At 64.2% G+C, this 23,628-nt stretch carries 18 protein-coding genes and 1 riboswitch; of the genes, 16 read left to right on the forward strand and 2 right to left on the reverse strand.

Annotation, left to right across the window (positions count from 1 at the left end; genetic code table 11):
• Positions 1-170 precede the first annotated feature (170 nt).
• Genes ACUJ47_RS11315 through ACUJ47_RS11325 form a run of 3 tightly spaced genes read left to right on the forward strand, consistent with a single transcriptional unit; the run spans position 171 to position 3,598 of the window.
• Positions 171-344, forward strand: a complete 174-nt coding sequence (locus ACUJ47_RS11315; RefSeq protein ID WP_445538498.1) for a hypothetical protein — start codon at positions 171-173, stop codon at positions 342-344.
• 43 nt (positions 345-387) lie between these two features.
• Positions 388-2,934 carry a TonB-dependent receptor gene (locus ACUJ47_RS11320; RefSeq protein WP_445538499.1) on the forward strand — a complete coding sequence of 849 codons (2,547 nt, stop codon included), beginning with the start codon at positions 388-390 and terminating at the stop codon, positions 2,932-2,934.
• Positions 2,935-2,962: 28 nt separating this feature from the next.
• Complete coding sequence (locus tag ACUJ47_RS11325; RefSeq protein WP_445538500.1) at positions 2,963-3,598, forward strand: isochorismatase family protein; 636 nt, start codon at positions 2,963-2,965, stop codon at positions 3,596-3,598.
• On the opposite strand, the gene mtnP is transcribed toward ACUJ47_RS11325, so the two are convergent.
• Complete coding sequence (mtnP, locus tag ACUJ47_RS11330; protein ID WP_445538501.1) at positions 3,595-4,467, reverse strand: S-methyl-5'-thioadenosine phosphorylase; 873 nt, start codon at positions 4,465-4,467, stop codon at positions 3,595-3,597. The two genes, ACUJ47_RS11325 and mtnP, sit on opposite strands and share 4 nt — an antisense overlap.
• A gap of 254 nt (positions 4,468-4,721) precedes the next feature.
• On the opposite strand from mtnP, the gene ACUJ47_RS11335 reads away from it, so the two are divergent.
• From ACUJ47_RS11335 to ACUJ47_RS11350, 4 genes are all read left to right on the forward strand, one after another.
• Positions 4,722-6,149, forward strand: coding sequence for an aldehyde dehydrogenase family protein (locus ACUJ47_RS11335; protein WP_445538502.1), 1,428 nt, complete (start codon positions 4,722-4,724; stop codon positions 6,147-6,149).
• Positions 6,150-6,162: 13 nt separating this feature from the next.
• A complete protein-coding gene (locus tag ACUJ47_RS11340; protein ID WP_445538503.1) occupies positions 6,163-7,521 on the forward strand; it encodes a phosphotransferase in 1,359 nt (452 codons plus the stop codon).
• Entirely contained in the window at positions 7,521-8,807 is a 1,287-nt protein-coding gene (locus ACUJ47_RS11345) for an acyl-CoA dehydrogenase family protein (protein WP_445538504.1), read from the forward strand. Before ACUJ47_RS11340 ends, ACUJ47_RS11345 begins: the two co-directional genes overlap by 1 nt.
• A gap of 115 nt (positions 8,808-8,922) precedes the next feature.
• Positions 8,923-12,180, forward strand: a complete 3,258-nt coding sequence (locus ACUJ47_RS11350; protein ID WP_445538505.1) for an amidohydrolase family protein — start codon at positions 8,923-8,925, stop codon at positions 12,178-12,180.
• 27 nt (positions 12,181-12,207) lie between these two features.
• Here the strand turns inward: ACUJ47_RS11350 and ACUJ47_RS11355 are convergent, their stop codons facing one another.
• Positions 12,208-12,687, reverse strand: coding sequence for an Lrp/AsnC family transcriptional regulator (locus ACUJ47_RS11355; protein ID WP_445538506.1), 480 nt, complete (start codon positions 12,685-12,687; stop codon positions 12,208-12,210).
• Between the two features lie 135 nt (positions 12,688-12,822).
• Between ACUJ47_RS11355 and ald the strand changes: the two genes are divergently transcribed.
• The 9 genes from ald to gcvH all read left to right on the forward strand — a co-directional run bounded on the left by ald (position 12,823) and on the right by gcvH (position 23,618).
• A complete protein-coding gene (gene ald, locus ACUJ47_RS11360; RefSeq protein ID WP_445538507.1) occupies positions 12,823-13,908 on the forward strand; it encodes an alanine dehydrogenase in 1,086 nt (361 codons plus the stop codon).
• A 117-nt stretch (positions 13,909-14,025) separates the two neighbouring features.
• Positions 14,026-15,009, forward strand: coding sequence for an ArsR/SmtB family transcription factor (locus ACUJ47_RS11365; protein WP_445538508.1), 984 nt, complete (start codon positions 14,026-14,028; stop codon positions 15,007-15,009).
• Complete coding sequence (metF, locus tag ACUJ47_RS11370; RefSeq protein ID WP_445538509.1) at positions 15,006-15,935, forward strand: methylenetetrahydrofolate reductase [NAD(P)H]; 930 nt, start codon at positions 15,006-15,008, stop codon at positions 15,933-15,935. Before ACUJ47_RS11365 ends, metF begins: the two co-directional genes overlap by 4 nt.
• The gene (locus tag ACUJ47_RS11375; RefSeq protein ID WP_445538510.1) at positions 15,932-16,978 is read left to right on the forward strand and encodes a homocysteine S-methyltransferase family protein; all 1,047 of its coding nucleotides are present in this window, start codon (positions 15,932-15,934) and stop codon (positions 16,976-16,978) included. Before metF ends, ACUJ47_RS11375 begins: the two co-directional genes overlap by 4 nt.
• The gene (metH, locus tag ACUJ47_RS11380; RefSeq protein WP_445538511.1) at positions 16,978-19,605 is read left to right on the forward strand and encodes a methionine synthase; all 2,628 of its coding nucleotides are present in this window, start codon (positions 16,978-16,980) and stop codon (positions 19,603-19,605) included. The genes ACUJ47_RS11375 and metH overlap by 1 nt, the downstream gene beginning before the upstream one ends.
• A 41-nt stretch (positions 19,606-19,646) precedes the next feature.
• The gene (locus tag ACUJ47_RS11385; protein WP_445538512.1) at positions 19,647-20,519 is read left to right on the forward strand and encodes a sulfite exporter TauE/SafE family protein; all 873 of its coding nucleotides are present in this window, start codon (positions 19,647-19,649) and stop codon (positions 20,517-20,519) included.
• 44 nt (positions 20,520-20,563) lie between these two features.
• Complete coding sequence (locus tag ACUJ47_RS11390; protein WP_445538513.1) at positions 20,564-21,748, forward strand: serine hydrolase domain-containing protein; 1,185 nt, start codon at positions 20,564-20,566, stop codon at positions 21,746-21,748.
• 88 nt (positions 21,749-21,836) lie between these two features.
• Positions 21,837-21,937, forward strand: a riboswitch (glycine riboswitch).
• 168 nt (positions 21,938-22,105) lie between these two features.
• Positions 22,106-23,242, forward strand: coding sequence for a glycine cleavage system aminomethyltransferase GcvT (gene gcvT, locus ACUJ47_RS11395; RefSeq protein ID WP_445538892.1), 1,137 nt, complete (start codon positions 22,106-22,108; stop codon positions 23,240-23,242).
• A gap of 4 nt (positions 23,243-23,246) precedes the next feature.
• Positions 23,247-23,618: a glycine cleavage system protein GcvH gene (gcvH, locus tag ACUJ47_RS11400; RefSeq protein ID WP_354144038.1), complete on the forward strand. Its 372-nt coding sequence runs from the start codon at positions 23,247-23,249 to the stop codon at positions 23,616-23,618.
• Positions 23,619-23,628 lie beyond the last annotated feature (10 nt).

The following is a 23,628-nucleotide window of genomic DNA, read 5'->3' on the forward strand; positions in this document are numbered from 1 at the left end:
GGGGATTGCAGGCAGGGGCAAGAACCGGAGCAGATACGCCATTGATCCCTCGCTGCAAAGCTCGCCGCCGCCAAAATACCACAGCCATTTGCCAAGAATGGCAGCGGGCTGGAATTCGCTTGAAAGTATAAATTGTATACAATATTGGGTGCGTCAAGGGAGAACGGTGGATGGCGCATAACCGGCGCATGAATATCATCGTGCCCATCCCGTTGGATGAGGCTGGCGACGCCGACCGGGCCGAGCATTCGCCCGAGCGCTTCATGCGCGCCGGATTCCTCCCCCCTGCCGATACGGCCTTTCAAACCCATGCCTGCGTTAGCGGAGCCGATCTTGTGACGTGACGGCGGCGCACCAATCAAACAAACAGTTCAGGGAGAACTGAAAATGAGGAAATTCAAGACCACTCTCGTTACCAGCGCGGCGCTGGGCGTCATTTTCGCTGCGACCCCCGCACTGGCGCAAGACGCCGGAACCGGTGCTGAGGAAGCCGAAGGCAATGCGATCATCGTGACCGCGCGCCGCCAGAACGAAACGCTGGCTGAAGTGCCGACCGCGATCACCGTCTTCACCGCGGACACGCTGGCCAAGACCGGGATCGAGCGCGCCGACGACTTCGTGCAGCTGACCCCGGGCGTCACCATCGTGACCGGCACCGCCGAGGCGGGCGACACGCAGATCAACATCCGCGGCATCAATGGCGCGCGCGACGCGGAAAGCTCGGTCGCGCTGGTGGTCGACGGGATCCTTAAGACCAACACCGCGCAGCTCAACCAGGTGCAGGGCACCTTGCGCCAGATCGAAATCCTCAAGGGCCCGCAGGGTGCGCTCTATGGCCGCAACGCTGCAGCGGGCGCGATCGTGATCCAGACGCTCAAGCCGGGCAACGCGCTCGAGGGCGCGGTCAAGGTCAGCGCGGCGGAAGATTCCACCTACAAGGCGGCTGCGCACATCTCGGCGCCGGTAGGAGATGGCGCGGGCTTTGTCCTGTCGGGCAGCTATTCGACCACCGACGGCTTCTACCGCAACGTCTATCTCGGCTCGAAGACGATCGACGATCAGGAAGTCTGGTCGGTCGACGGGCGCTTCGTGGCCGATCTCGGCCCTTCTACCGAACTCGATGTGAAAGCGCGCTATGCCGATCTCAAGGGTGCTTCGATCAACTTCAACGCGGCCTTCCACCTCCCCGCATTCGGCGGCGCTTTCTTCGAGGATGTGAACGACCACCCGTTCAATTTCTATTCGAACATCCGCCCCACCAACACCCAGCAGACCTTCGAAGCTTCGGCCAAGATCGAGCACGAATTCGATGGCATGACGCTGACCGCCTGGGCGCTTTACAGCGATGTCGAGCAATTGCTCACCGCGGACGGTACCTCGGCCGACTTCGCGCGCTTCACCTTCCCCGGCACCACGGCGGACTCGGTGGCGGCCTCGGATGCTTGCTGGGCCAGCACCGCCGCGCTGACCGGCTACCCGGTCAATGCGCCCGGCTTCATCGGCAACAATCCGATTCCCTTCATCTTCGATCCGATCAACGGTTCGACCTTCGGGCCCTACAGCCCGACGACTTGCGATGGCACGCAGCTCCAGACCCGCAACCAGAGCGACTTCAGCGCCGAAGTGCGGCTGGCCTCGAACGGGGACGGTTATGTCGACTGGCAGGTTGGCGCTTACTACCTCCACATCGACCGCGAAGTCGGGGTCAGCCTGGGCGCGGACCTGGGCAATGGCGTGAGCACGCAGCTCTATAACGGGCCGGGCACCGCCAACCCGACGACCCAGCTCTATCACGACGACTTCTCGACCGATGTCTATGCGCTGTTTGCATCGGCCGATTTCGAAGTGAGCGACCGGCTCGAACTGGGTCTTGCCGCACGCTACGATATCGAGGATCGCAAGGTGTCGAACCTGGCACCGGCTGCGTTCGATCCCTTCACCGGCGGCCCGATCAACCCCGGGCAGACGGTAGTCGGCGGGGTCGTCCAGCCGATTGCCGACCAGTCGGAGAAGTTCAAACAGCTCCAGCCCAAGATTTCGCTGCGCTACGAACTGGCTGACGATATCAATTTCTATGCCAACTGGGGGATCGGCTTCAAATCGGGCGGGTTCAACAACCAGGGTTCCGCCGCGATCGTCGACCAGTCCTTCAACCAGTTCATCGGCACGGACGTGCTGATCGAGGACAAGTTCCGCAAGGAGAAGTCGAGCGCGTTTGAAGCCGGCCTCAAGGGCGAATTGCTCGACGGCAAGGTCACTTTCGATCTCGCCGGTTACTATACCAAGATCGACGACATGCAGTTCTTCGAATTCTTCGTCGGCCAGTTCGGCCTGCTGCGCGTGGTTTCGAACATCGACAAGGTGGATGTCTATGGCGCCGAGCTCAACCTCAATGCCGAGATCATGCCGGGCTGGAGCGTGTTCGGTTCGGCCAATGTGACCGAAAGCGAGATCAAAAAGAACGCCTCGCGTCCGCAAACGGTGGGCAACAAGTCGCCCTATACCGCCGACTATACGATCAACCTGGGCACCCAGCTTGACCTGCCGGTGAACGACACGATCGATTTCGTCGCGCGCGCCGACTATCGCATCACCGGCCCGACCTGGTTCCACACGCTACAGAACGACACCAACCCGACGCTGTTCAGCGGCCTGCTGCCGCTGCCGGCCGATCCGGTGAATTCGCCCAACAAGCTGGTGCTGCCTGCATTTGTCGGCGACGCGGATTATTCGATCACCCGGCGCGATTCCTTCGACGTGCTCGACCTGCGCGTCGGGCTCGAAACCGGCAGCTGGTCGATCACCGCTTTCGCGGACAATCTCCTCAACGAGAAATATCTCAATGAAGTGATCACCGCGGTCGAGTTCGGCGGATCGTTCATCTCGCCCGGAGGGTTGCGTCGTTTCGGGGTTGAACTAGGCTACAAGTTCTGAGCCGAACAACGCGAAAGGGGCCCTTCGGGTGAGCACGGAAGGCGCAAAGGGCAATTATGCCGGTGTCTTCGAAGGACGGATCGGGTTCGGGCGAAAGCCCGCATTGATCCTGGTCGACTTCGTCGAGGCCTATTTCGCGAAGGACAGCCCGCTTTATGCGGATGTAGAGTCGGCGCTCGCGGCGGCATTGCAATTGCGCGATGCCGCACGAGCGGCGGGCCTGCTGGTGATCTACACCAATGTCGAATTCCATCCCTCGCTGATCGACGGAGGGCGCTTCGCGCAGAAGATCGGCGCGCTTTCCAGTTTCGTACGCGGCAGCCCGCTAGGCGCATGGCCGGAGGGACTGATGCCCCGTGAGGACGAGCTGGTGATATCGAAGCAATATGCCAGCGCCTTCTTCGGCACTTCGCTAGCGTCGACGCTTACGGCCAGCGGGCATGACAGCCTGGTCATCACCGGGCTATCGACCAGCGGCTGCGTCCGCGCGACCTGCATCGATGCTTGCCAGCACGGCTTCATCCCGATCGTGGTGGAAGAGGCGGTGGGCGACCGGCACGACGATGTCCATCGCGCCAATCTGTTCGACATGAACGCCAAATATGGCGATGTGGTTGGCATGGCCGAAGTGCTGGAGCACTTCGGCCAAGTCGCGCAGGCTTAGGCCCCGCTCAGCAACCGTCCGGCCACCGCGTCGAGCTTTGCCAGCAGCGCGTGGTCGTGCTTGTCGGGTGCGGTGATCACTGCGTCTTCCAGCGCGAAATCGATCGGCGAAGGCTCGCGCGCTTCAGGCAGGGCATTGATGAAGCGCACCAGCATGTCGCGCGCCAGCTTGCCGTTCAGCTGCATCTGCGCGATCACTTGCGCCACGTCGACCGCTTCGCCTTCACGCCAGCAGTCGTAATCGGTCACCATGCCTACCAGCGCGTAGGGCAGCTCCGCCTCGCGTGCGAGCTTGGCTTCGGGCATGGCGGTCATCCCGATCACGTCTGCACCCCATTCGCGATACATGCGGCTTTCGGCACGGGTCGAGAATTGCGGGCCTTCCATCGCGAGATAGGTCGCACCGGTCGCAATCTTGCCTTTGGCTCCGGCGATCGCGGCGGCGGCCATTTCGGACAGGCGCGGGCAGACCGGGTCCGCCATGGAGACATGTGCGACCAGCCCGGTTCCGAAGAAGCTGTTTTCGCGCGAAGTGGTGCGATCGATGAACTGGTCGACCACGGCGAAGCGGCCCGGCTCGATCTCCTCGCGCAGCGAACCGACCGCCGAGATCGCCAGAATGTCGGTGCAGCCGGCGCGCTTGAGCACATCGATATTGGCGCGGGCATTGAGATCGCGCGGCGAGACCGGATGGCCGCGGCCATGGCGCGGCAGGAAGCGCACGCGCACATCGCCGATGCGCCCGCACAGCACTTCGTCGCTGGGCTTGCCCCACGGGCTTTCGATCGCGATCCATTGCGCGTCTTCGAGCCCTTCAATCGCGTAGAGCCCCGATCCGCCGATGATCCCGATGGTCCACGGGCTGGTCATGCAATTCCCCTGTCTGCGCGCATTCGCACCATGCTTTATCGCTCAATGCCGCGACATGGCAAAGAAATGGTTAGCCGATGCGCGCTAACCCTGCCCGGCGATTGGGCGATTTGGGTTGCATAGCGCAATGGATAGGCGCGGCAAGGCGACGCAATGCCTATAAAATGCGGCGAAAACATTTGCCCTGCGGGCGCGCCAGTCCCATCTTGGCGACTCGCAGATCCCCTTACGAGAGAGTGAAGAGAGAGGCTCCCATGGTCACCCAGTACAAGAACCTGATCGACGGCAAGATGGTCACGACCGGCGAATGGTGCGACGTCGTCAATCCCGCCAATGAAACAGTGATCGGCCAGGTGCCCAAATGCGGCAAGGAGGAGCTGGACCAGGCCGTGGCTGCGGCCCGCCGCGCGTTCAAGACCTGGAAGAACACTTCGTTCGAACAGCGCCAGGCGGCCTGCATGGCGATCTCGAACGCGATCAAGGACAATGCCGAAGAACTCTATCGCCTGCTGACGAGCGAGCAGGGCAAGCCGCACGAGCAGGCCAAGGGCGAAATCTTCGGCGCGGTCGGCATGTCCGCCGGGCAGGCGACGCTCAAGCTGGAAGAAGTGGTCAATGAAGACAGCGACCAACGCCTCAGCCGCACCCGCCGCGTGCCGGTGGGCGTGGTCGGCGGGATCGTGCCGTGGAACTTCCCGGTCATGATGGCGATCCAGAAGATCGTGCCCGCGCTGATGAGCGGCTGCACCATCGTGCTCAAGCCCTCGCCCTTCACTCCGCTCACCACGCTGCGCATCGCAGAGCTGATTGCGGACAAGGTGCCGGCTGGCACGGTCAACATCATCACCGGGGAAGACAGCCTTGGCCCGCTGATCACCTCGCACCCCGATATCGACAAGATCACCTTCACCGGCTCGACCGCGACCGGCAAGAAGATCATGGAAGGCGCCAGTGCCGACCTGAAGCGCATCACGCTCGAGCTGGGCGGCAATGACGCTTCGATCGTGCTGCCCGATGCCGATCCGAAGAAGGTGGCGGAACAGCTGTTCTGGTCCAGCTTCTCCAATGCCGGGCAGATCTGCGTGGCCGCCAAGCGCATTTATATCCATGAGGATATCTATGACGAGCTGAGCCAGGCGATCGTCGACTATGCCAAGACGGTGAAGGTGGGTGACGGGTCCGAACAGGGCACCGGGGTCGGCCCGATCCAGAACAAGAAGCAGTTCGATCGCGTGTGCGAGCTGATCGAGGACGCCAAGGACCATGGCTACAAGTTCCTGGTGGGCGGCGACGTCGATCCGTCGGGCACCGGCTATTACGTGCCGATCACCATCCTCGACAATCCGCCCGAAGACGCGCGGATCGTGGCCGAGGAGCAGTTCGGCCCGGTCATGCCGCTGATGAAGTTCTCGAGCGAGGACGAAGTGATCCAGCGCGCCAACAATTCGGACTATGGCCTCGCCGGTGCGGTGTGGACCGGAAATCCGGAAAAGGGCGTCGAGATTGCCGAGCAGCTCGAAACCGGCACTGTGTGGATCAACGAATATCTCCACCTGTCGCCCTTCGCGCCTTTCGGCGGCCACAAGCAGTCCGGCTTCGGCGCCGAATACGGCCTCGATGGGCTCAAGGAGTTCACCTATCCGCAGGTGATCACCGTGCGGAAAGACAACGTCCCCGCCTGATCGCGCTATTGCGGTGAGCGGGGCGGAAGCAGGCACACTCGAAACGAGCCTGGCCCGCGCGCTGGCGCGGGTCGGGCTCGGTGCCCCTGTGGGGATGACGCGCCTTACCGGCGGCGCAACCATGGAAAGCTGGCGTTTCGAGGCGAGCGGCGAGCATTTCGTGCTGCGCCGCGCGCCTTCCGCCGCGATGATGGAAGGCCGTGCGATCGGCCACGACATCGAAGCGGCGGCGATCCGCGCGGTCCATACGGTGGGCGTGCTCGCTCCCGAGATCGTGGTCGAGCTGGAACCGGATGACGGGCTGGGGACGGGTTTCGTCATGCGCGCGCTGCCCGGTACGCCCGACCCGCGCACGATCCTTGCCGATAATGCAGGCGACGCCGAAGGGCGGGAACTCGCAGGCCAGCTTGCGCGCGAGCTGGCGGGGATCCACGGGGTCGACTTCAACGCATTGCCCGAGGGCTTACCCACGCTCGATCCGGCTGAAGGCGTGGCGGGCCTGCGCACGCAGTTCGAGGAAGCAGGCGGCGACCGCCCGGTCGTGGCGCTGGCGCTGCGCTGGCTGGAAGACAATATGCCTGCGCCGACCGATCCGGCGCTGATCCATGGCGATTATCGGCTCGGCAATGTGCTGGTCGCCGGACATGAGCTCACCGGGGTGCTCGATTGGGAACTCGCCCATCTCGGCGATCCGCATGAAGACCTCGCCTATGCCTGCATGACGGTGTGGCGGTTCGCGCGGATCGATCGGCCCGCTGCGGGCCTGGCAAGCCTCGAGGACTGGTTCGCCGCCTATGAAGCGGCCGGTGGCAGGCCGGTCGACCCTGCGCGCTTTCACTGGTGGCTGGTCTATCGCACATGCTGGTGGGCGCTCGGTTGCTGGCGCATGGGGCGCACCTGGCGCGAAGGCGCCGACCGCACGGTCGAGCGCGCGATCATTTCGCGCCGGACCAGCGAGCAGGAGCTTGACCTGCTCCTCCTCCTCGAAAGCGAGGCGCCGCAAGCCGAACGCGAGCGGGTGTTGCCACCCTCATCGCTGCTGCCGCCTCCCACGGGCGAGGCCACGGCAGGCGAACTCGCCACGGCAATTTCCGAATGGCTTGCCACGGTCAAGGACCGGATGGAGGGCCATGACCGCTTCCAGCATGCGGTGGCGCGCAACGCGCTCGGCATCATCGCGCGCGACTATGCCGCGAAGGTCGACCCGGTCGATGCGCCGCTCGCCCGCGCGCTGCTCGACGGCACGCGCACGCTGGCCGAACCCGGACTGCTGGCGCAGCTGCGCCGCTCCGCGCTCGACAAGCTGGCGGTCGACATGCCCAAATACCCCGCGCTCGCGGTTGCCCGGCGCCAATGGACAGGAGAGGATTGATGGATTTCACCGTCCCGCAGGAACTCGAGGACTATTACGCCGAACTGGTAAAGTTCATCGAGACCGAGATCGTCCCGCTTGAACAGGCGGACGACAACATCCGTTTCTTCGACCATCGCCGCGAATGGGCGCGGACCGATTTCGAGAGTGGCGGACTGCCGCGTCACGAATGGGAGGACCTGCTGCGCCAGTCGCGCAAGCTCGCCGACGAAGCGGGCCACTGGCGCTTCTCCGCGCCGAAGAAATATGGCGGCAAGGACGGTTCCAATTTGTGGATGGCGGTGATCCGCGATCGCTTCGCTGCGCGCGGCCTGGGGCTGCACAATGATCTGCAGAACGAACATTCGATCGTCGGCAATTTTCCCTTCGTCGCCATGTTCGAGACATTCGGCACCGAAGAGCAGAAGCAGGAATTCATTCTCGGCGGCTTCGAGGGCACGCGGCGTGTCGCCTTTGGCCTGACCGAGGCCAACCACGGCTCGGACGCGACGCATATGGGCACGCGCGCCGTTCGCGAGACGCGCGACGGGGTCGACGGCTGGCGCATCGATGGCGAGAAGATGTGGATCACCGGCATGCATGTCGCCACGCATTGCGCAATGTTCGCCCGCACCAGCGGCAACGCTGGCGATGCGAGCGGCATCACCTGCTTCCTCGTGCCCAACCCCACGCCCGGCCTCGAGATCGAGGAATGGATGTGGACCTTCAACATGCCGACCGACCACCCGCGCCTGTCGGTCAACAATGTCTGGGTGCCCGACAGCGCGATCCTTGGCGTCGAAGGGCGCGGCCTCGCGCTGGCGCAAAGCTTCGTCCACCAGAACCGCATTCGCCAGGCAGCTTCGTCGCTCGGCGCAGCGAGCTATTGCGTCGAGGAAAGCGTGCGATACGCCCGTGAACGCAAACCCTTCGGCGAGGAACTGGCGAAGAACCAGGCGATCCAGTTCCCGCTGGTCGAACTTGCCACCCAATGCGAGATGCTGCGCCTGCTGATCTACAAGACCGCCTGGGAAATGGACAACATGCCGCACGAGATGATCGAGAAGACCATCTCGGACAAGGTGAGCATGTGCAATTACTGGGCGAACCGGCTGGTGTGCCAGGCCGCCGACCGCGCGATGCAGGTGCATGGCGGGATCGGCTATTCGCGGCACAAGCCGTTCGAACATATCTATCGCCACCACCGCCGCTATCGCATCACCGAAGGGGCGGAAGAGATCCAGATGCGCAAGGTGGGTGCCTACCTGTTCGGCTATCTCGGGCCCAAACGAGGGATGTACGGCTGAGACGGCGCTAGCCGCTCGCCATTCATCGATGCCAGTCGCGCAATGATCGTTCGCGCGCTGGCATAATTCGCGCGGCCCATTATGACTCCCCGCCTGTTCAAGGGGAGAACCATCCATGCGTCGCACTGCCACCAGCCGCTTTGTCGGCACCCGTTCCATTGCCGCCGTGCTGCTTGCCGGTGCCGCACTCGTCGCAACGCCGCTTGCCGCGCAGGACGAAGGCGGGGAGAAAAAGGACGAGAAGTGGGATGTCGAGGCGCCCAAGGGTGCGACGATCAAGCAAGTGCCGATCGAGACGAGCGAAGGCACGTGGATGGATGTCGACGTTTCGCCCGATGGCAAGACGATCGCTTTCGCCCTGCTGGGCGACATCTACACCATGCCGATCGCGGGCGGCACGCCGACCCGCATTGCCGAAGGGCTGGCATGGGAAGTGCAACCGCGCTTCTCGCCCGATGGCAGCCGCATCGCCTTCACTTCGGATCGCGCCGGTGCGGACAATATCTGGGTGATGAATGCCGATGGTTCGGACAAGCGGCAGGTCACCAAGGAAGATTTCCGCCTGCTCAACCAGCCGAGCTGGAGCCCTGACGGGCGTTTCATCGTCGCCAAGAAGCACTTCACCACCCAGCGTTCGGCGGGCACGGGCGAGATCTGGATGTACCACGTCTCAGGCGGCGGCGGTGCCCAGCTGACCGAACGGCCCAATCCGCAATTCCAGAAGGAAATCGGCGAGCCGATATTCGCGCCCGATGGCCGCGCGGTCTATTTCACCCGCAACACCACGCCGGGCAATGCCTTCATCTACGCGCAGGATTCGAACGCCGGGATTTTCGCGATCGAACGCTATGACATTGCCAGCGGCGAAGTGACCACTGCGGTTTCAGGCTTCGGCGGGGCAGTGCGCCCGACGCCCTCGCCCGATGGCAAGTCGATCGCTTTCGTCCGCCGCGACAAGGACCAGAGCGAGCTGTGGGTGAAGGACATCGCCAGCGGCGCCGAGCGCATGGTCTATGGCGATCTCGACCTCGACATGCAGGAAACCTGGGCGGTCTATGGCGTCTATCCCAACATGGACTGGACGCCCGACAGCCAGTCGATCGTGTTCTGGGCAGGCGGCAAGCTCAAGCGCATTGGCGCCGACGGCGCAGGGCTCGCTGAAATTCCCTTCACCGTCAGTGACACCCGCGGAGTCGCCGATGCGCCGCATCCGGTGATCGAGGTTTCGCCGGACAGCTTCACTACCGCCATGCCGCGTTTCGCCACGCTTTCGCCTGACGGCAGCCGCGTGGTCTTCGAAAGCATGGGCAGGCTCTACACCAAGAGCGCGCGCGGCAGCGATGCTCCCGCCCGGCTGACCCGCGACAGCTCCGACACGCTCGAGCTGTGGCCCGCTTTCAGCCGCGACGGCAGGAAGCTTGCCTACATCCGCTGGAATGACGAGCGGCTGGGCGAGATCGTCGTCGCCGACGCCAATGGCCGCAACCCGCGCGTGGTGACGAGCCAGCCGGGGCATTACGCGATGCCGCAATTCAGCCCCGATGGCGCCGCTATCGTGTTCGAGAAGCGCGAAGGCGGCTACCTGACCGCCCCCGAATATTCGGAGAACCCCGGCGTCTATATCGTCCCGGCGGTAGGCGGTGCGATGCAGCTCGTCTCGCGCGACGGATCGGACCCGCATTTCGGCGCAGACAATGATCGCATCTTCATGAGCGTGAACGCGGGCGGCAAGCTGGCGCTCGTTTCGACCCATCGCGACGGCGAGGATCGCCGCACCCATGCCCAGGGCGAACTCGCCAACGACTTCCGCGTATCGCCCGATGGGCAGACCGTTGCGTTCCGGCAGAATTACGAAGTCTTTGCCATGCCGCTGATGCCGGGCGGCAAGCCGGTCGATGTGGGTGAAAGGGGCGGCGCGCTGCCGGTGACCCGCGTCAGCAAGGGCGGCGCGGACTATATCGGCTGGTCGCGCGACGGTGCGCTGCTCAACTGGTCGATCGGCCCCGAAGTGAGGACCGCGGAAACCGCGCAATTCTTCCGCACTTCGCCCAAGGGCAAAGATGACAAGGGCGACGGTTTCACTCCGCCAGAGGCAGGCATCCCGATTGCCTTGACGATCGAAGCGGCCAAGCCCACCGGCACTCTGGTGCTGATCGGCGCGCGCGTGCTCACCATGGCGGGCGATGGCGCGGGCGCGATCGACAATGCCACCGTCGTGATCGAGGGCGACCGGATCACCGCAGTCGGGCCGACCGGCGCGCTGACAGTGCCCGAAGGCGCGACCACGATCGACGTCACCGGCAAGGTGATCATGCCCGGCCTGGTCGATGCGCATGCGCATGGCCCATACGGCACCGGCGATCTGATCCCGCAGCAGAACTGGGCGCTGATCCAGGATCTCGCCATGGGCGTCACCACGATCCACAACCCCTCCTCCGATGCGAGCATGGTGTTCGCGGCGGCCGAGCGGCAGCGCGCCGGGCTCACGCTCGGCCCGCGCATCTTCTCGACCGGCGAGATCATCTACGGCGCGAAATCTCCGAGCGTTTACGCGCGGATCGACTCCTATGAGGATGCGCTCGAGCATGTCCGCCGGATCAAGGCGCAAGGCGGCATCTCGGTGAAGAACTACAACCAGCCGCGGCGCGAACAGCGCCAGATGGTGGCGCGCGCCGCCGCCGATGAAGGCATGCTGGTGGTGGCCGAGGGCGGTTCATTGTTCGGCATGGACATGAACCTGATCGTGGACGGCAATTCCACGCTTGAGCACAACGTCCCGGGCGAAGTGATGTATGAAGATGTGCTGCAACTGTTCGGTCAGTCGCAGACCAATTACACGCCCACGCTGGCGGTCACTTACGGCGGTTTGGCGGGTGATCCCTATTGGCGCCAGGCGACCGATGTGTTCGACAACCCGTTGATGGTGCACACCAGCCCCAAGCATCTGCTCGCCGCAACGGCGCGGCGCACCAAGGCGCCCGACTGGGCGTTCGTCGATGACGATGCGGCACGCGAAGCGAAGAAGATCGCGGAGCGCGGCGTCAAGGTCAGCATCGGTGCGCATGGCCAGCAGGCCGGGATCGGCGCGCATTGGGAGCTGTGGAGCTTCGCGCGCGGCGGGATGAGCCCGACCGAGGCGTTACGCGCCGGCACGATCGAATCCGCGCGTTCGCTGGGGATGGACAAGGACATCGGCAGCATCGAACCGGGCAAGCTGGCCGATCTGGTGGTGCTCGATGCCGACCCCTCGGCCGACATCCACAATTCGGACAAGATCGACCAGGTGATGCTGGGCGGGCGGCTCTATGATGCCAAGACCATGAACGAGGTCGGCACCGGCACTGCCCAGCGGCGCAAATATTGGTGGGAATGAGGGCGGTGTCCGGCGCCGCCAAGCTCCCTAGCTTGTAGCGGCGTCGGCCCAACCCGGCGGCAGGCGCGGTTCGACCACCTGCCGCAGCACGAAGCTCGATTCCATCCGCACTACGCCCGGAAGGCGCGACAATTCGTCGCGGTGGATCTGCGCGAAGTGATCGAGCGAGCGGACCAGCAGGCTGACGAAATAGTCGTCGCTGCCGCTCATCAGCTCGCATTGGACCACCGAAGGGCTGGCGGCAATCGCCTGCTCGAAAGCGTCGAGCTGTTCGCGGCTCTGGCTCGCCAGCGTCATGCGGATATGGACGCGCGCGCCGTAGCCCAGCTTCTCGACGTCCAAATCCGCCTGGTATCCGCGGATCAGCCCGCTTTCCTCCATCGCGCGCTGGCGCCGCGCGATCGAAGTGGGGGAGCGCCCGATCGATTCGCCCATCTGCTGATGCGTGGCGCGCGCATCGGCGCTCAATTGTTGGAGCAGCTTGCGATCGACCGCATCGAGTTCCATGCTGTTAGCCTGCAATAACTTATCAAATGATGCAGGAATACTGCAGCATTGAGCCTGTATCCCTCAATCTTCGCTGAGATTCAAGTCGGGGATGCGTGTATACTGCGCCGAGAGAGTTTTATCCGGAGAGAACCCATGCTTGTCGGCGTCCCCAAGGAAATCAAGAACCACGAATATCGTGTCGGCCTCACGCCTGAAGCGGCACGCGAATATGTCGCTGCGGGCCATCGGGTCATCGTCGAAACCGGCGCCGGAATGGGCATCAGCAAGACCGACGCAGACTATGCGGCGGTCGGTGCGGAAATCGTCGACAGCGCCGCCGAAGTTTTCGCGCGCGCCGAAATGGTGGTGAAGGTGAAAGAGCCGCAGCCGTCCGAATGGGTCCAGCTGCGTGAAGGCCAGATCCTTTTCACCTATTTGCATCTCGCTCCCGATCCCGAGCAGGCGAAGGGGCTGATGGCGTCGGGCGTTTCGGCGGTGGCCTATGAAACCGTGACCGCGCCTGACGGCTCGCTGCCGCTGCTTGCTCCGATGAGCGAAGTGGCTGGGCGCCTGTCGATCGAAGCGAGCGCGCATGCCAGCCATGCCAACAATGGCGGGCGCGGCATTTTGATGGGCGGCGTGCCCGGCGTGCTGCCGGCCAAGGTCGTGGTCATCGGCGGCGGCGTGGTCGGCACGCAGGCAGCGCGCATGGCCGTGGGCCTCGGCGCCAATGTCGAGATTCTCGACCGTTCGCTGCCGCGCATCCGCGAGCTCGACGACATGTTCCAGGGCCGGGCAACCACCCGCTATTCCAACGCGGGAACGATCGAGGACGCGATCACTCAGGCCGATGTTGTCATCGGCGCCGTGCTGGTTCCCGGTGCCAGCGCACCGCGGCTGGTCACGCGCGACATGCTCGGGCTGATGAAGCGCCGGGCCGTGTTGGTCGACGTCGCCATCGACCAGGGTGGGTGTTTCGAAACGTCGAAGCCGACTACGCATGAAGACCCGACCTACATCGTCGACGACATCATTCACTATTGCGTCGCCAACATGCCGGGCGCGGTTCCGCATACCTCCAGCTATGCGCTCAACAATGCGACGCTGCCGTTCGGGCTGGCGCTGGCCAACAAGGGCATTGCTGCATGCGAGGATGATCCGCACCTCCGGCTGGGCCTCAACGTGCATCAGGGCCGGATCGTGAACGAAGCGGTGGCTGAAAGCCTCGGCTTTTCGTGATGCGCCATCGCGCGTTCCTCTGGCGGGCGCGCGCAGGATGATGTAAATGCGGGATCGACGCAGCGACGCCGATCCCGCATTTACACATATAAAAATATCTTTATATGTCGTTTCGAGATGACGCTCGAGACGATCCTGAAGGCATTGGCCGATCCGACGCGGCTTCGCATCATGCGCCTGCTTGCGGCGATGGAGCTTGCCGTGGGCGAACTGGCGCAAGTGTTGGGGCAAAGCCAGCCGCGGGTCTCGCGCCATGTCGGCATTTTGTGCGATGCCGGTCTTGCCGAGCGCAGGCGCGAAGGCAGCTGGGTATTCCTGCACGCACCCGGCACTGCCGAAACGCTGACTCCCCTTGCGGCTTCGGTAGCGGGGTTGCTCGCCACTGCCGAACGCGAGGACGAAGGCTTTGCGCGCCAGTGTCTTGAAGACCGGCGCAAGCTTTCGGCGATCCGCGCGGCGCGCGAAGCCTCAGCCCAGGCATGGTTCGAACGCAATGCGGGCGAGTGGGACGAACTCCGCCGGATGCACAGCCCCGACCGGATGGTCGAGCAGGCCTTGGTCGAGGCGCTGGGCGATGCCCCGCTCGGCCAGTTGCTCGATATCGGCACCGGAACGGGCCGCATGGCGGAGCTGTTCGCCGACCGCGCCGAACGCGTGGTGGCGCTCGACAAGAGCCTCGAGATGCTCAAGCTCGCGCGCGCCAAGCTCCAGAACCTCTCGGCCGACAAGATCGAGCTGGTGCAGGGCGATTTCGCGGACCTGCCCTTTGCCGAGGCGCAATTCGACACGGTGCTGCTGCATCAGGTGCTGCATTTCGCACAGCATCCCGAAGCCGCCTTGCATGAGGCCGCGCGCGTCACCCGTGCGGGCGGACGCATCGCGATCGTCGATTTCGCGGCGCATGGGCGCGAGGAATTGCGCGAGCGCCATGCTCACGCAAGGCTCGGTTTCGACGACAGCCAGATCCGGCAGATGCTGCGCCAGGCCGGCTATTCCGCCAGCGCGCCCGTCGCGCTCGAAGGCGGCGAACTGGTGGTCAAGATCTGGCTCGGCCAGCGCCGCAGCACGCCCGCTGCCGCAAACAAGGAGGCAGCAGCATGAGCGCGCCGCTCGATCCCCGGCACGAGGAACTGACCGCGCATGACAGCCCGCTGTTCGCGTCGCTGCCGGGCGATCTGTCGATCAGCTTCGAATTCTTCCCACCCAAGACGGAGAAGATGGAAGAGAAGCTGTGGGACACGGTCGAGCAGCTCAAGCCGCTCGATCCCAGCTTCGTCTCGGTCACCTATGGCGCGGGCGGATCGACCCGCGAGCGCACCCACGCCACGGTGGTGCGGATCATTTCCGAAGCCGGGCTTCCGGCGGCTGCGCATCTGACCTGCGTCGATGCCAGCAAGGCCGAGATTCGCGAAGTGGCGGAGCAATATTGGGAAGCCGGCGTGCGGCACATCGTCGCCTTGCGCGGCGATGCGGGCGAGCCGGGTGCGCCCTTCGTTCCGCATCCGGAAGGCTATCGCAACGCGGCCGAACTGGTGGCGGGGCTCAAGCAGATCGCCGATTTCGAAATCTCGGTCGCGGCTTATCCCGAGGTCCATCCCGATGCCGCGAGCGCAGAGGCGGATATCGACAACCTCAAGCGCAAGCTCGACGCCGGAGCCACCCGCGCAATCACGCAGTTCTTCTTTTCTGCCGAGACTTTCTTCCGCTTCCGCGACGCATTGGCGCAGCGCGGGATCGAAACGCCGGTCGTGCCGGGCATCCTGCCGGTCACCAATGTCGCGCAGGCGCGGAAATTCGCCGGTGCCTGCGGGGCCGCAATCCCTGACTGGATGGACGGGCTTTTCGAGGGGCTCGACGCGCGGCCCGCCGCGCGCCAGCTCGTGGCCGCCACGGTGGCCGCCGAACTGTCTCGCCGCCTCTATGCCGGCGGCGTGCGCGACTTCCATTTCTACACGCTCAACCGGCCCGAGCTGTCCTATGCGATCTGCCATTTGCTCGGTCGCAGGCCGAAGGGAGGCGCCGCATGACCCCACGTGAACGGCTGCTCGCTGCCGCTGCCAGGCGCATCCTGACCAAGGACGGGCCTTATGGCACTGCGATCCAGAAGGCGAAGCTCGCGGCGGAAGATTATGCGGGCAACACTGGCCTGGTGCAGGACCAAAAGGGCAATAACGACCTCGTCAACTTGACCCAGCCGCAAATTATCCGCGCGATCTGCGACAGCTATATCGCTGCGGGCGCAACGGTGCTGGCAACCAATACTTTCAACGCCAACCGTATCAGCCAGGCCGATTACGGCGCGGAAGCGCTGGTGCGCGAGATCAATGTCGCGGCGGCGCGGATCATTCGCGAAGCATGCGAGGAAGCGACCGCGAAGGACGGGATTCCGCGCTTCGTCTGCGGGGCGATGGGGCCGACCAACAAGACGCTGTCGCTCTCTCCCGATGTCGACGACCCGGGCTATCGCGAAGTCACTTTCGACGAGATGAAGGACGTCTACCGCGAACAGGCCGCAGCGCTGGTCGAGGGCGGAGCGGACTTCGTCCTGATCGAAACCGTGTTCGATACGCTGAACTGCAAGGCGGCGATCATGGCAGTGAAGGAGCTTGAGGCGGAGCAGGGGCGCGAGATTCCGCTGATGATCTCGCTCACGCTTACAGACTTGTCGGGCCGCAATCTGTCGGGCCACACGGTTGAGGCCTTCTGGTACACCGTGCGCCATGCCCGTCCGGTGACGATCGGGCTCAATTGCAGCTTTGGCGCAGACCAATTGCGCCCGCATGTCCAGCTGCTGAGCAGCATCGCCGATGCGCTGCTGATGGCCTATCCCAACGCCGGCCTGCCCAACGAGCTGGGCGAATATGACGAGTTGCCCGAAACCACCGCCGCGCTGGTGCGGCAATGGGCCGAAGGCGGCAGGGTGAACATTCTGGGCGGATGCTGCGGCTCGACCCCCGAACACATTGCGGCGGTCGCCAAGGCCGTCGAAGGCATTGCGCCGCGCCCCGTGCCTGCGCTGGCTCATGAAATGCGGCTTGCCGGGCTTGAACCTTTCACGATCGCTGCCTGATGACCGAACAGACAACCGCTCGCCCAAGCACGGCAAGATTCGTCAATATCGGCGAACGCACCAATGTGACCGGCTCGGCTGCGTTCAAGAAGCTGATCATGGCGGGCGATTATGCCCGCGCAGTCGAGGTCGCGCGCCAGCAGGTCGAAAACGGTGCGCAGGTGATCGACGTCAATATGGACGAAGGCCTGCTCGATGCCGAGCTGGCGATGACCACTTTCCTCAAGCTGATCGCCGCCGAACCCGACATCGCTCGCGTGCCGGTGATGATCGACAGCTCGAAATGGAGCGTGATCGAAGCGGGACTGAAATGCGTTTCGGGCAAGCCAATCGTCAATTCGATCAGCATGAAGGAAGGCGAGGAAGCCTTCCTTGAGCAGGCGCGCAAATGCATGCTCTATGGCGCGGCGGTGGTCGTCATGGCCTTCGACGAGACCGGCCAGGCCGATACAAAGGCGCGCAAGGTCGAAATCTGCAAGCGCGCCTATGACTTGCTGGCCGGCATCGGCTTCCCGCCGGAAGACATCATTTTCGATCCCAACATCTTCGCGGTGGCCACGGGGATCGAAGAGCATGATCGCTACGGCCTCGACTTCATCGAAGCGGTGCGCGAGATCAAGGCCGCCTGCCCTTACGCCAAGACCAGCGGCGGCCTGTCCAACCTCAGCTTCAGCTTCCGCGGCAACGAGACCGTGCGCCGCGCGATGCATTCCGTGTTCCTCTATCACGCGATCCCCGCTGGGCTCGATATGGCGATCGTCAATGCCGGCCAGCTCGACATCTATGACGATATCGACCCGGCGCTGCGCGAGGCTTGCGAGGATGTGATCCTGATGCGCCATGCAGACGCGACCGAGCGGCTGATTGCGCTAGCCGAAAGCTTCAAGGGTATCGATCCAAAGGCCGAGAAGGAGGCCGAGGAATGGCGCGGCTGGCCCGTCGCCAAGCGGCTCGAACATGCGCTGGTGAAGGGCATCGACGCGCATGTGGTCGAGGACACGGAGGAGGCGCGCCAGCAATGCGCGCGCCCGATCGAAGTGATCGAAGGCCCGCTGATGGACGGCATGAACGTCGTCGGCGACCTGTTCGGCAGCGGCAAGATGTTCCTTCCGCAAGTGGTCAAGAGCGCGCGGGTGATGAAGAAGGCGGTGGCGCACCTCATCCCCTTCATCGAAGCGGAAAAGGAAGCCAGCGGCCTTGCCAGCCAGTCCAAGGGCAAAATCGTGATGGCGACCGTCAAGGGCGACGTGCACGATATCGGAAAGAACATCGTCGGCGTGGTGCTGCAGTGCAATGGCTATGACGTGATCGATCTGGGCGTGATGGTGCCATGGCAGGACATATTGAAGTCCGCCAATGACAACCGCGCCGACATGATCGGCTTGTCGGGCCTCATCACCCCATCGCTCGACGAGATGGTGACCGTGGCCGAGGAAATGCAGCGCGCCGGGATGACCATGCCCTTGCTGATCGGCGGAGCGACCACCAGCAAGGTCCACACGGCGCTCAAGATCGACCCGGCCTATACCGGCCCGGTGATCCATGTGCTCGACGCCAGCCGCGCGGTGGGCGTCGCCAGCCGGCTGCTTTCCGACACGCAAAGGGACGAATTCGTTTCGACCACTGCTGCCGAATACGAGAAGGTCCGCGAAGCGCGCGAAGGCAAGGCGCAAAGCGTGCTGCTGAGCCTCGAGGAAGCGCGCGCGAATTATTACGACGCCTATCTCAGCGACAAGCCTGCGCCCCCGCTCAAGCCGGGCCTCCATGTGTTCGACGATTGGGACCTGGCGGATTTGCGCGAATATATCGACTGGACGCCCTTCTTCCGCGCGTGGGAACTGCACGGCAACTACCCGGCAATCCTGGACGACGAAGTGGTGGGTGAGACCGCCCGCGCGCTCAAGGCCGATGCCGACGCCATGCTCGACCGGATCATCGAGGGGAAATGGCTTACTGCGCGCGGCGTGGCGGGTCTCTGGCCCTGCGCGCGCGACGGCGATGATGTGACGATCCACCTGGTCGAGGAAGAGGAGCACGTCGTGATTCCCTTCCTGCGCCAGCAAGTGAAGAAGAGCCGCGACCGCGCCAATATGTGCCTTGCGGACTTCATCGACCCGGCGGGTGACTGGATCGGCGGATTTGCCGTGGGCATCCACGGGATCGAACCGCATTCGAAAGCCTTCCTCGACGCGAAGGACGATTATTCGGACATATTGCTCAAGGCGCTGGCCGATCGCTTTGCCGAAGCCTTTGCCGAGCGGCTGCACCAACATGTGCGCACCGATCTGTGGGGCTATGCGCAGGGCGAGCAGCTGACCAATGAGGCCCTGATCAAGGAGCAGTATCGCGGGATCCGCCCCGCGCCGGGCTATCCCGCCTGCCCCGATCATTCGCTCAAGCCGATCCTGTTCGACCTGCTTGATGCGCCTGCCAATGCGGGCCTGACGCTGACCGAGAATTTCGCGATGCTGCCCACGGCGGCGGTGAGCGGCTTCTATTTCGGCCATCCCGAAAGCCAGTATTTCGGCGTGGCGCGGATCGGGCGCGACCAGCTTGAAGATTATGCCGCGCGTCGCGGAGTCGATCTTGCTACGGCGGAACGATGGCTGAGGCCGAATCTCGATTGAGCGCATTGCCGCCTGGGCGGCTGGTATGGTGTGGTGGGGCTTTGCTGCTCGCAGCCTATGCCGTGCTGCGGGGGCTGGTCTCATTCGATGGCGCGCTGCTGCGGCAATTGTGGTTCCTGCCCGGCGTCGGCGTGATCGGCGCGATCATCGCCAACACATCGGGCACAGGCGGCGGCGTGGTGTTCGTCCCGGTGTTCAACGCCTTGCGCGAACATGGGGTGATGACGCTCTCACCGCTCGAAGTGGTAGGCGTTTCCATGGCGATCCAGAGCTTCGGCATGACCATGGGCGCGCTCCGCTGGACCGACCGATTGTATCACCAGCCGCAGCCGGGCCCGCTCGAAGCGCGCGTGCAAGTGCGCGATTTCTTCCTCGTCGCGCTGGCGGTGCTGGCGCTGTCGCTGCCGAGCATGCTGTTCGTGCAGCGTGCGACCGAATTCGACCAGCAGGACGTGCTGCTCGCCTATAAGGGGTTCTCGATCCTGCTCGGCCTCGCGCTGATCGTCTCCACATGGACGGTCAATCTTGCCCGGCCGGAAAAGGGCAAGCTTGAGCGGATCGATCTCGTCGTGCTGCTGCTGCTCGCAGTCCCCGGGGGCGCGATCACCGCGCTGTTCTCGGTCGGGATCGGCGAACTCGTCGCGCTCTATCTCTTCATCCGCCATTATCCGGTGCTGCTTTGCACGGGCGCGGCCTGCCTGATCTCTTCGGTCAGCGTGATTGCGGGGTCGGTCTGGCATATCGAGGCGGGCACGATCCAATGGGAAGTCGTGTTGCTGGCTGCACCCGCAGCCGTGCTCGGCGGCTTCTTCGCACGCCCGATAGCATTGTGGCTCGGCGCGCGGCGGCTCAAGACGCTCGATGGCGCATGGATCGTCCTCTCGGCTTTCTACCTCCTGTGGCTGAACCGCTAGGTCAGGGGATTGACCTTGCGCCCGCTCCGGCGAACAACTGCAACATGATCCGCATCGCTCTCGCCGCTTTATTGGTATGCATGCCGGCAATGGCCAGCGCAGACGATCCACCCGTTCCCGCGACTGTCGTGGTCGCGTTCGACAGCGAGACTATCCGTCCGCTGATCGTCGAGGGCGTGGCTGACCGCGCGAGCGGCCGACAGGTCGAAGCCAACGACCCGGTTCGCATTGCCAGCATTTCCAAGCTGATCATGGCGCTTGCGACCCTGCGACTGGTCAACGACGGCAAGGTCAGCCTCGATGCCGACGTTTCGGACTATCTCGGCTGGAAACTGCGTTCGCCGCATTTCCCCGACGCCAAGGTCACGCTTGCGCAATTGCTGAGCCACCGCTCGGGCCTGCGCGACCGGGTCGATTACATCATCCCGCTGGGCGAGAGCTTGCGGGAGAGGGTTTCCGATCCCGACGCCTGGTTTGCCGATGCGCCGCCGGGCGAAGCTCCGTTCGAATATGCCAATCTCGGCTCGCCGGTGGTGGCGACGGTGCTCGAAGCGGCGACGGGCGAGCGTTACGACCGTCTGGTCGAGCGCACCGTTTTCGCTCCGCTGGGGATCGAGGCCTGCCTCAATTGGGTAGGATGTAGCCCGGAGCGGGTGCAGCGCGCAGTGGTGCTCTATCGCGACACCGGCGAAGTGGCGCGCGATGACGCCGCAGACCTGCCGCCCAATTGCGCGATCCCGGTGGCAGAGGGCGTCGAATGCAGCCTCGACGATTACGTTCCCGGTACCAATGCCTCGATCCTCTCGCCGCAGGGCGGGGTGCGGATCGGGATGATGGACCTCGCCAGGATCGGGCAGGAACTGATGCGCGAGCGATCGCAAGTGTTCCCGAACGAGATGATGCTTCCCGCCGGGGAAGCCCTGTTTGCGGAGCAAAGCCCGGGGCAGGATTTCTTCTGCCGCTACGGCTTCCACATGCAGGTGATCGATGAAAGTGACAGCACCTGCAAGGACACGCTTTTCGGTGACGGGCAGGCGCGGCTTGGCCATGCGGGGGAAGCCTATGGCCTGCGTGCAGGCCTGTGGTTCACCATGGAGGGCAGGCAGGGCGTGGCCTATTTCACCACTGCTGTCCCGCCACGCCCCAGCACCGAGGATGAAGGCGGCTTCGATCCGCGCGAAATCGAGCTGATGGCGCGCGCGCAGGCCCTGCTGGCAGCCAATCGTTGAGAAAGCGCTGCATCGCACCATTGCTTGATTGACGCAGGAGTCTGAATCGCGCAGGGCGAAACGGTCGGCCGGGGAAGCGATTCTGCGGCAGGCGCGCGCGGGAGAGTCCGCGGGGCATGGCAACATGCTCCCGGCGCCGAAGGAGCAACCGCCCCGGAAACTCTCAGGCCACCGGACCGCGCGGGCCATCGACACTCTGGAAAGCGTTCGTGCCGGTTCCCTTGCGGGCCTGTGGGAACCACCGAAGGGGAAGGCTGCGCGGCCCGCCGGGGCGTTCGGCTAAGCTCTCAGGTCACCCGACAGAGGGGGTACGGAACGAGGCTTCACAGCGAAGCTTTGCGCCTTCTGTGCGGGGACATTGATTTGAGCGACGAAGAAACCATCGAAGAACTGCCGCTGGAGCTTTTGCCGCTCGACGCCTGGCATCGCGCGCGCGGCGCGCGCATGGTGCCATTCGCCGGCTATGAAATGCCGATCCAGTATGAGGGCATCGTCGCCGAGCACGAATGGACGCGTAATTCCGCCGGGCTTTTCGACGTCACGCATATGGGCCAGCTGCTGCTGTCCGGCCCCGATCTCGACGCTGCAGTCGAAGCCGTGCTGCCGATCGACCTTTCGACCCTCAAGACCGGCATGCAGCGTTACTCGCTGCTGCTCGACGAGAATGGCGGCGTGCTCGACGATCTGATGGTCTCGCGCTGGCCGGACCAGCTCTATCTCGTCGTCAATGGCGCGACCAAGTGGGACGATATCGGCCATTTGCGCGAGTACCTGCCTGACGAAGTCACCCTCAACCACCTCGACGAACAGGCGCTGCTGGCGCTGCAAGGCCCGAAGGCGGTGGATGCCCTGGCGCGGCATGCAAAGGGCGAGCACCCGCTTGCGGCGCTCACCTTCATGAAGTTCGGCCGCTTCACGATTGCCGGGCACGAGGTAACCATCGCCCGCGCAGGCTACACCGGCGAGGACGGTTTCGAGATTTCGCTTCCGGCCAAGGCGGCGGTCGAAATCGCCGAGCTGCTGTCCGGCGAACCCGAAGTGAAGCCGATCGGCCTTGGCGCGCGCGACAGCCTGCGACTCGAGGCGGGCCTGCCCCTCTACGGGCATGACCTTTCGCCCGAGACCAGCCCGATCGAAGCGGGCCTGCTGTTCGGCATCAACAAGCGTCGGCGACAGGAAGGCGGGTTTCCGGGTGCCGAGCGTATCATCGGCGAGATCGCCGAAGGCACGGCTCGACGCTGGGTCGGCCTTGCGCTCGACGGCCGGCTTCCCGCGCGCGAAGGCGCCGAAGTCTTCGCCGGGAACGACAAGGCCGGTACGGTCACCAGCGGGGGCTTCTCGCCCACGCTCGGCCGCCCGATCGCCATGGCCTATGTCGACAGCGCGCATGCCGCCCAAGGCACGGCGCTAGAAATCGAAGTGCGTGGCAAGCGCCTTGCTGCCACCGTCACGCCGATGCCCTTTGTCCCGCACCGCTACTACCGAGGGAGTTGAAGCAATGCCGCGTTACTTCACCGATGAACACGAATGGATCGATGTCGACGGCGTGACCGCCACAGTCGGCATCACCGATTATGCGCAAGGCCAGCTGGGCGACATCGTTTTCGTCGAACTGCCCGCAATCGGGACGAACCTCGACAAGGGCGGCGATGCCGCGGTGGTCGAGAGCGTCAAGGCGGCGAGCGACGTCTATGCGCCGATCAGCGGCAAGGTGACCGAAGCCAATTCGGATCTCGAGGAAGACCCGGCGCTGGTCAACACCGACCCCGAAGAGGGCGGCTGGTTCTTCAAGATGACCGTGGGCGACGCCAGCGAGCTGGAAGGCCTGATGGACGAGGCGGGCTACAAGGCCTTCGTCGACGGCCTCTAAGTCCAACAGG

It is taken from the genome of Altererythrobacter sp. Z27 (assembly GCF_052683155.1).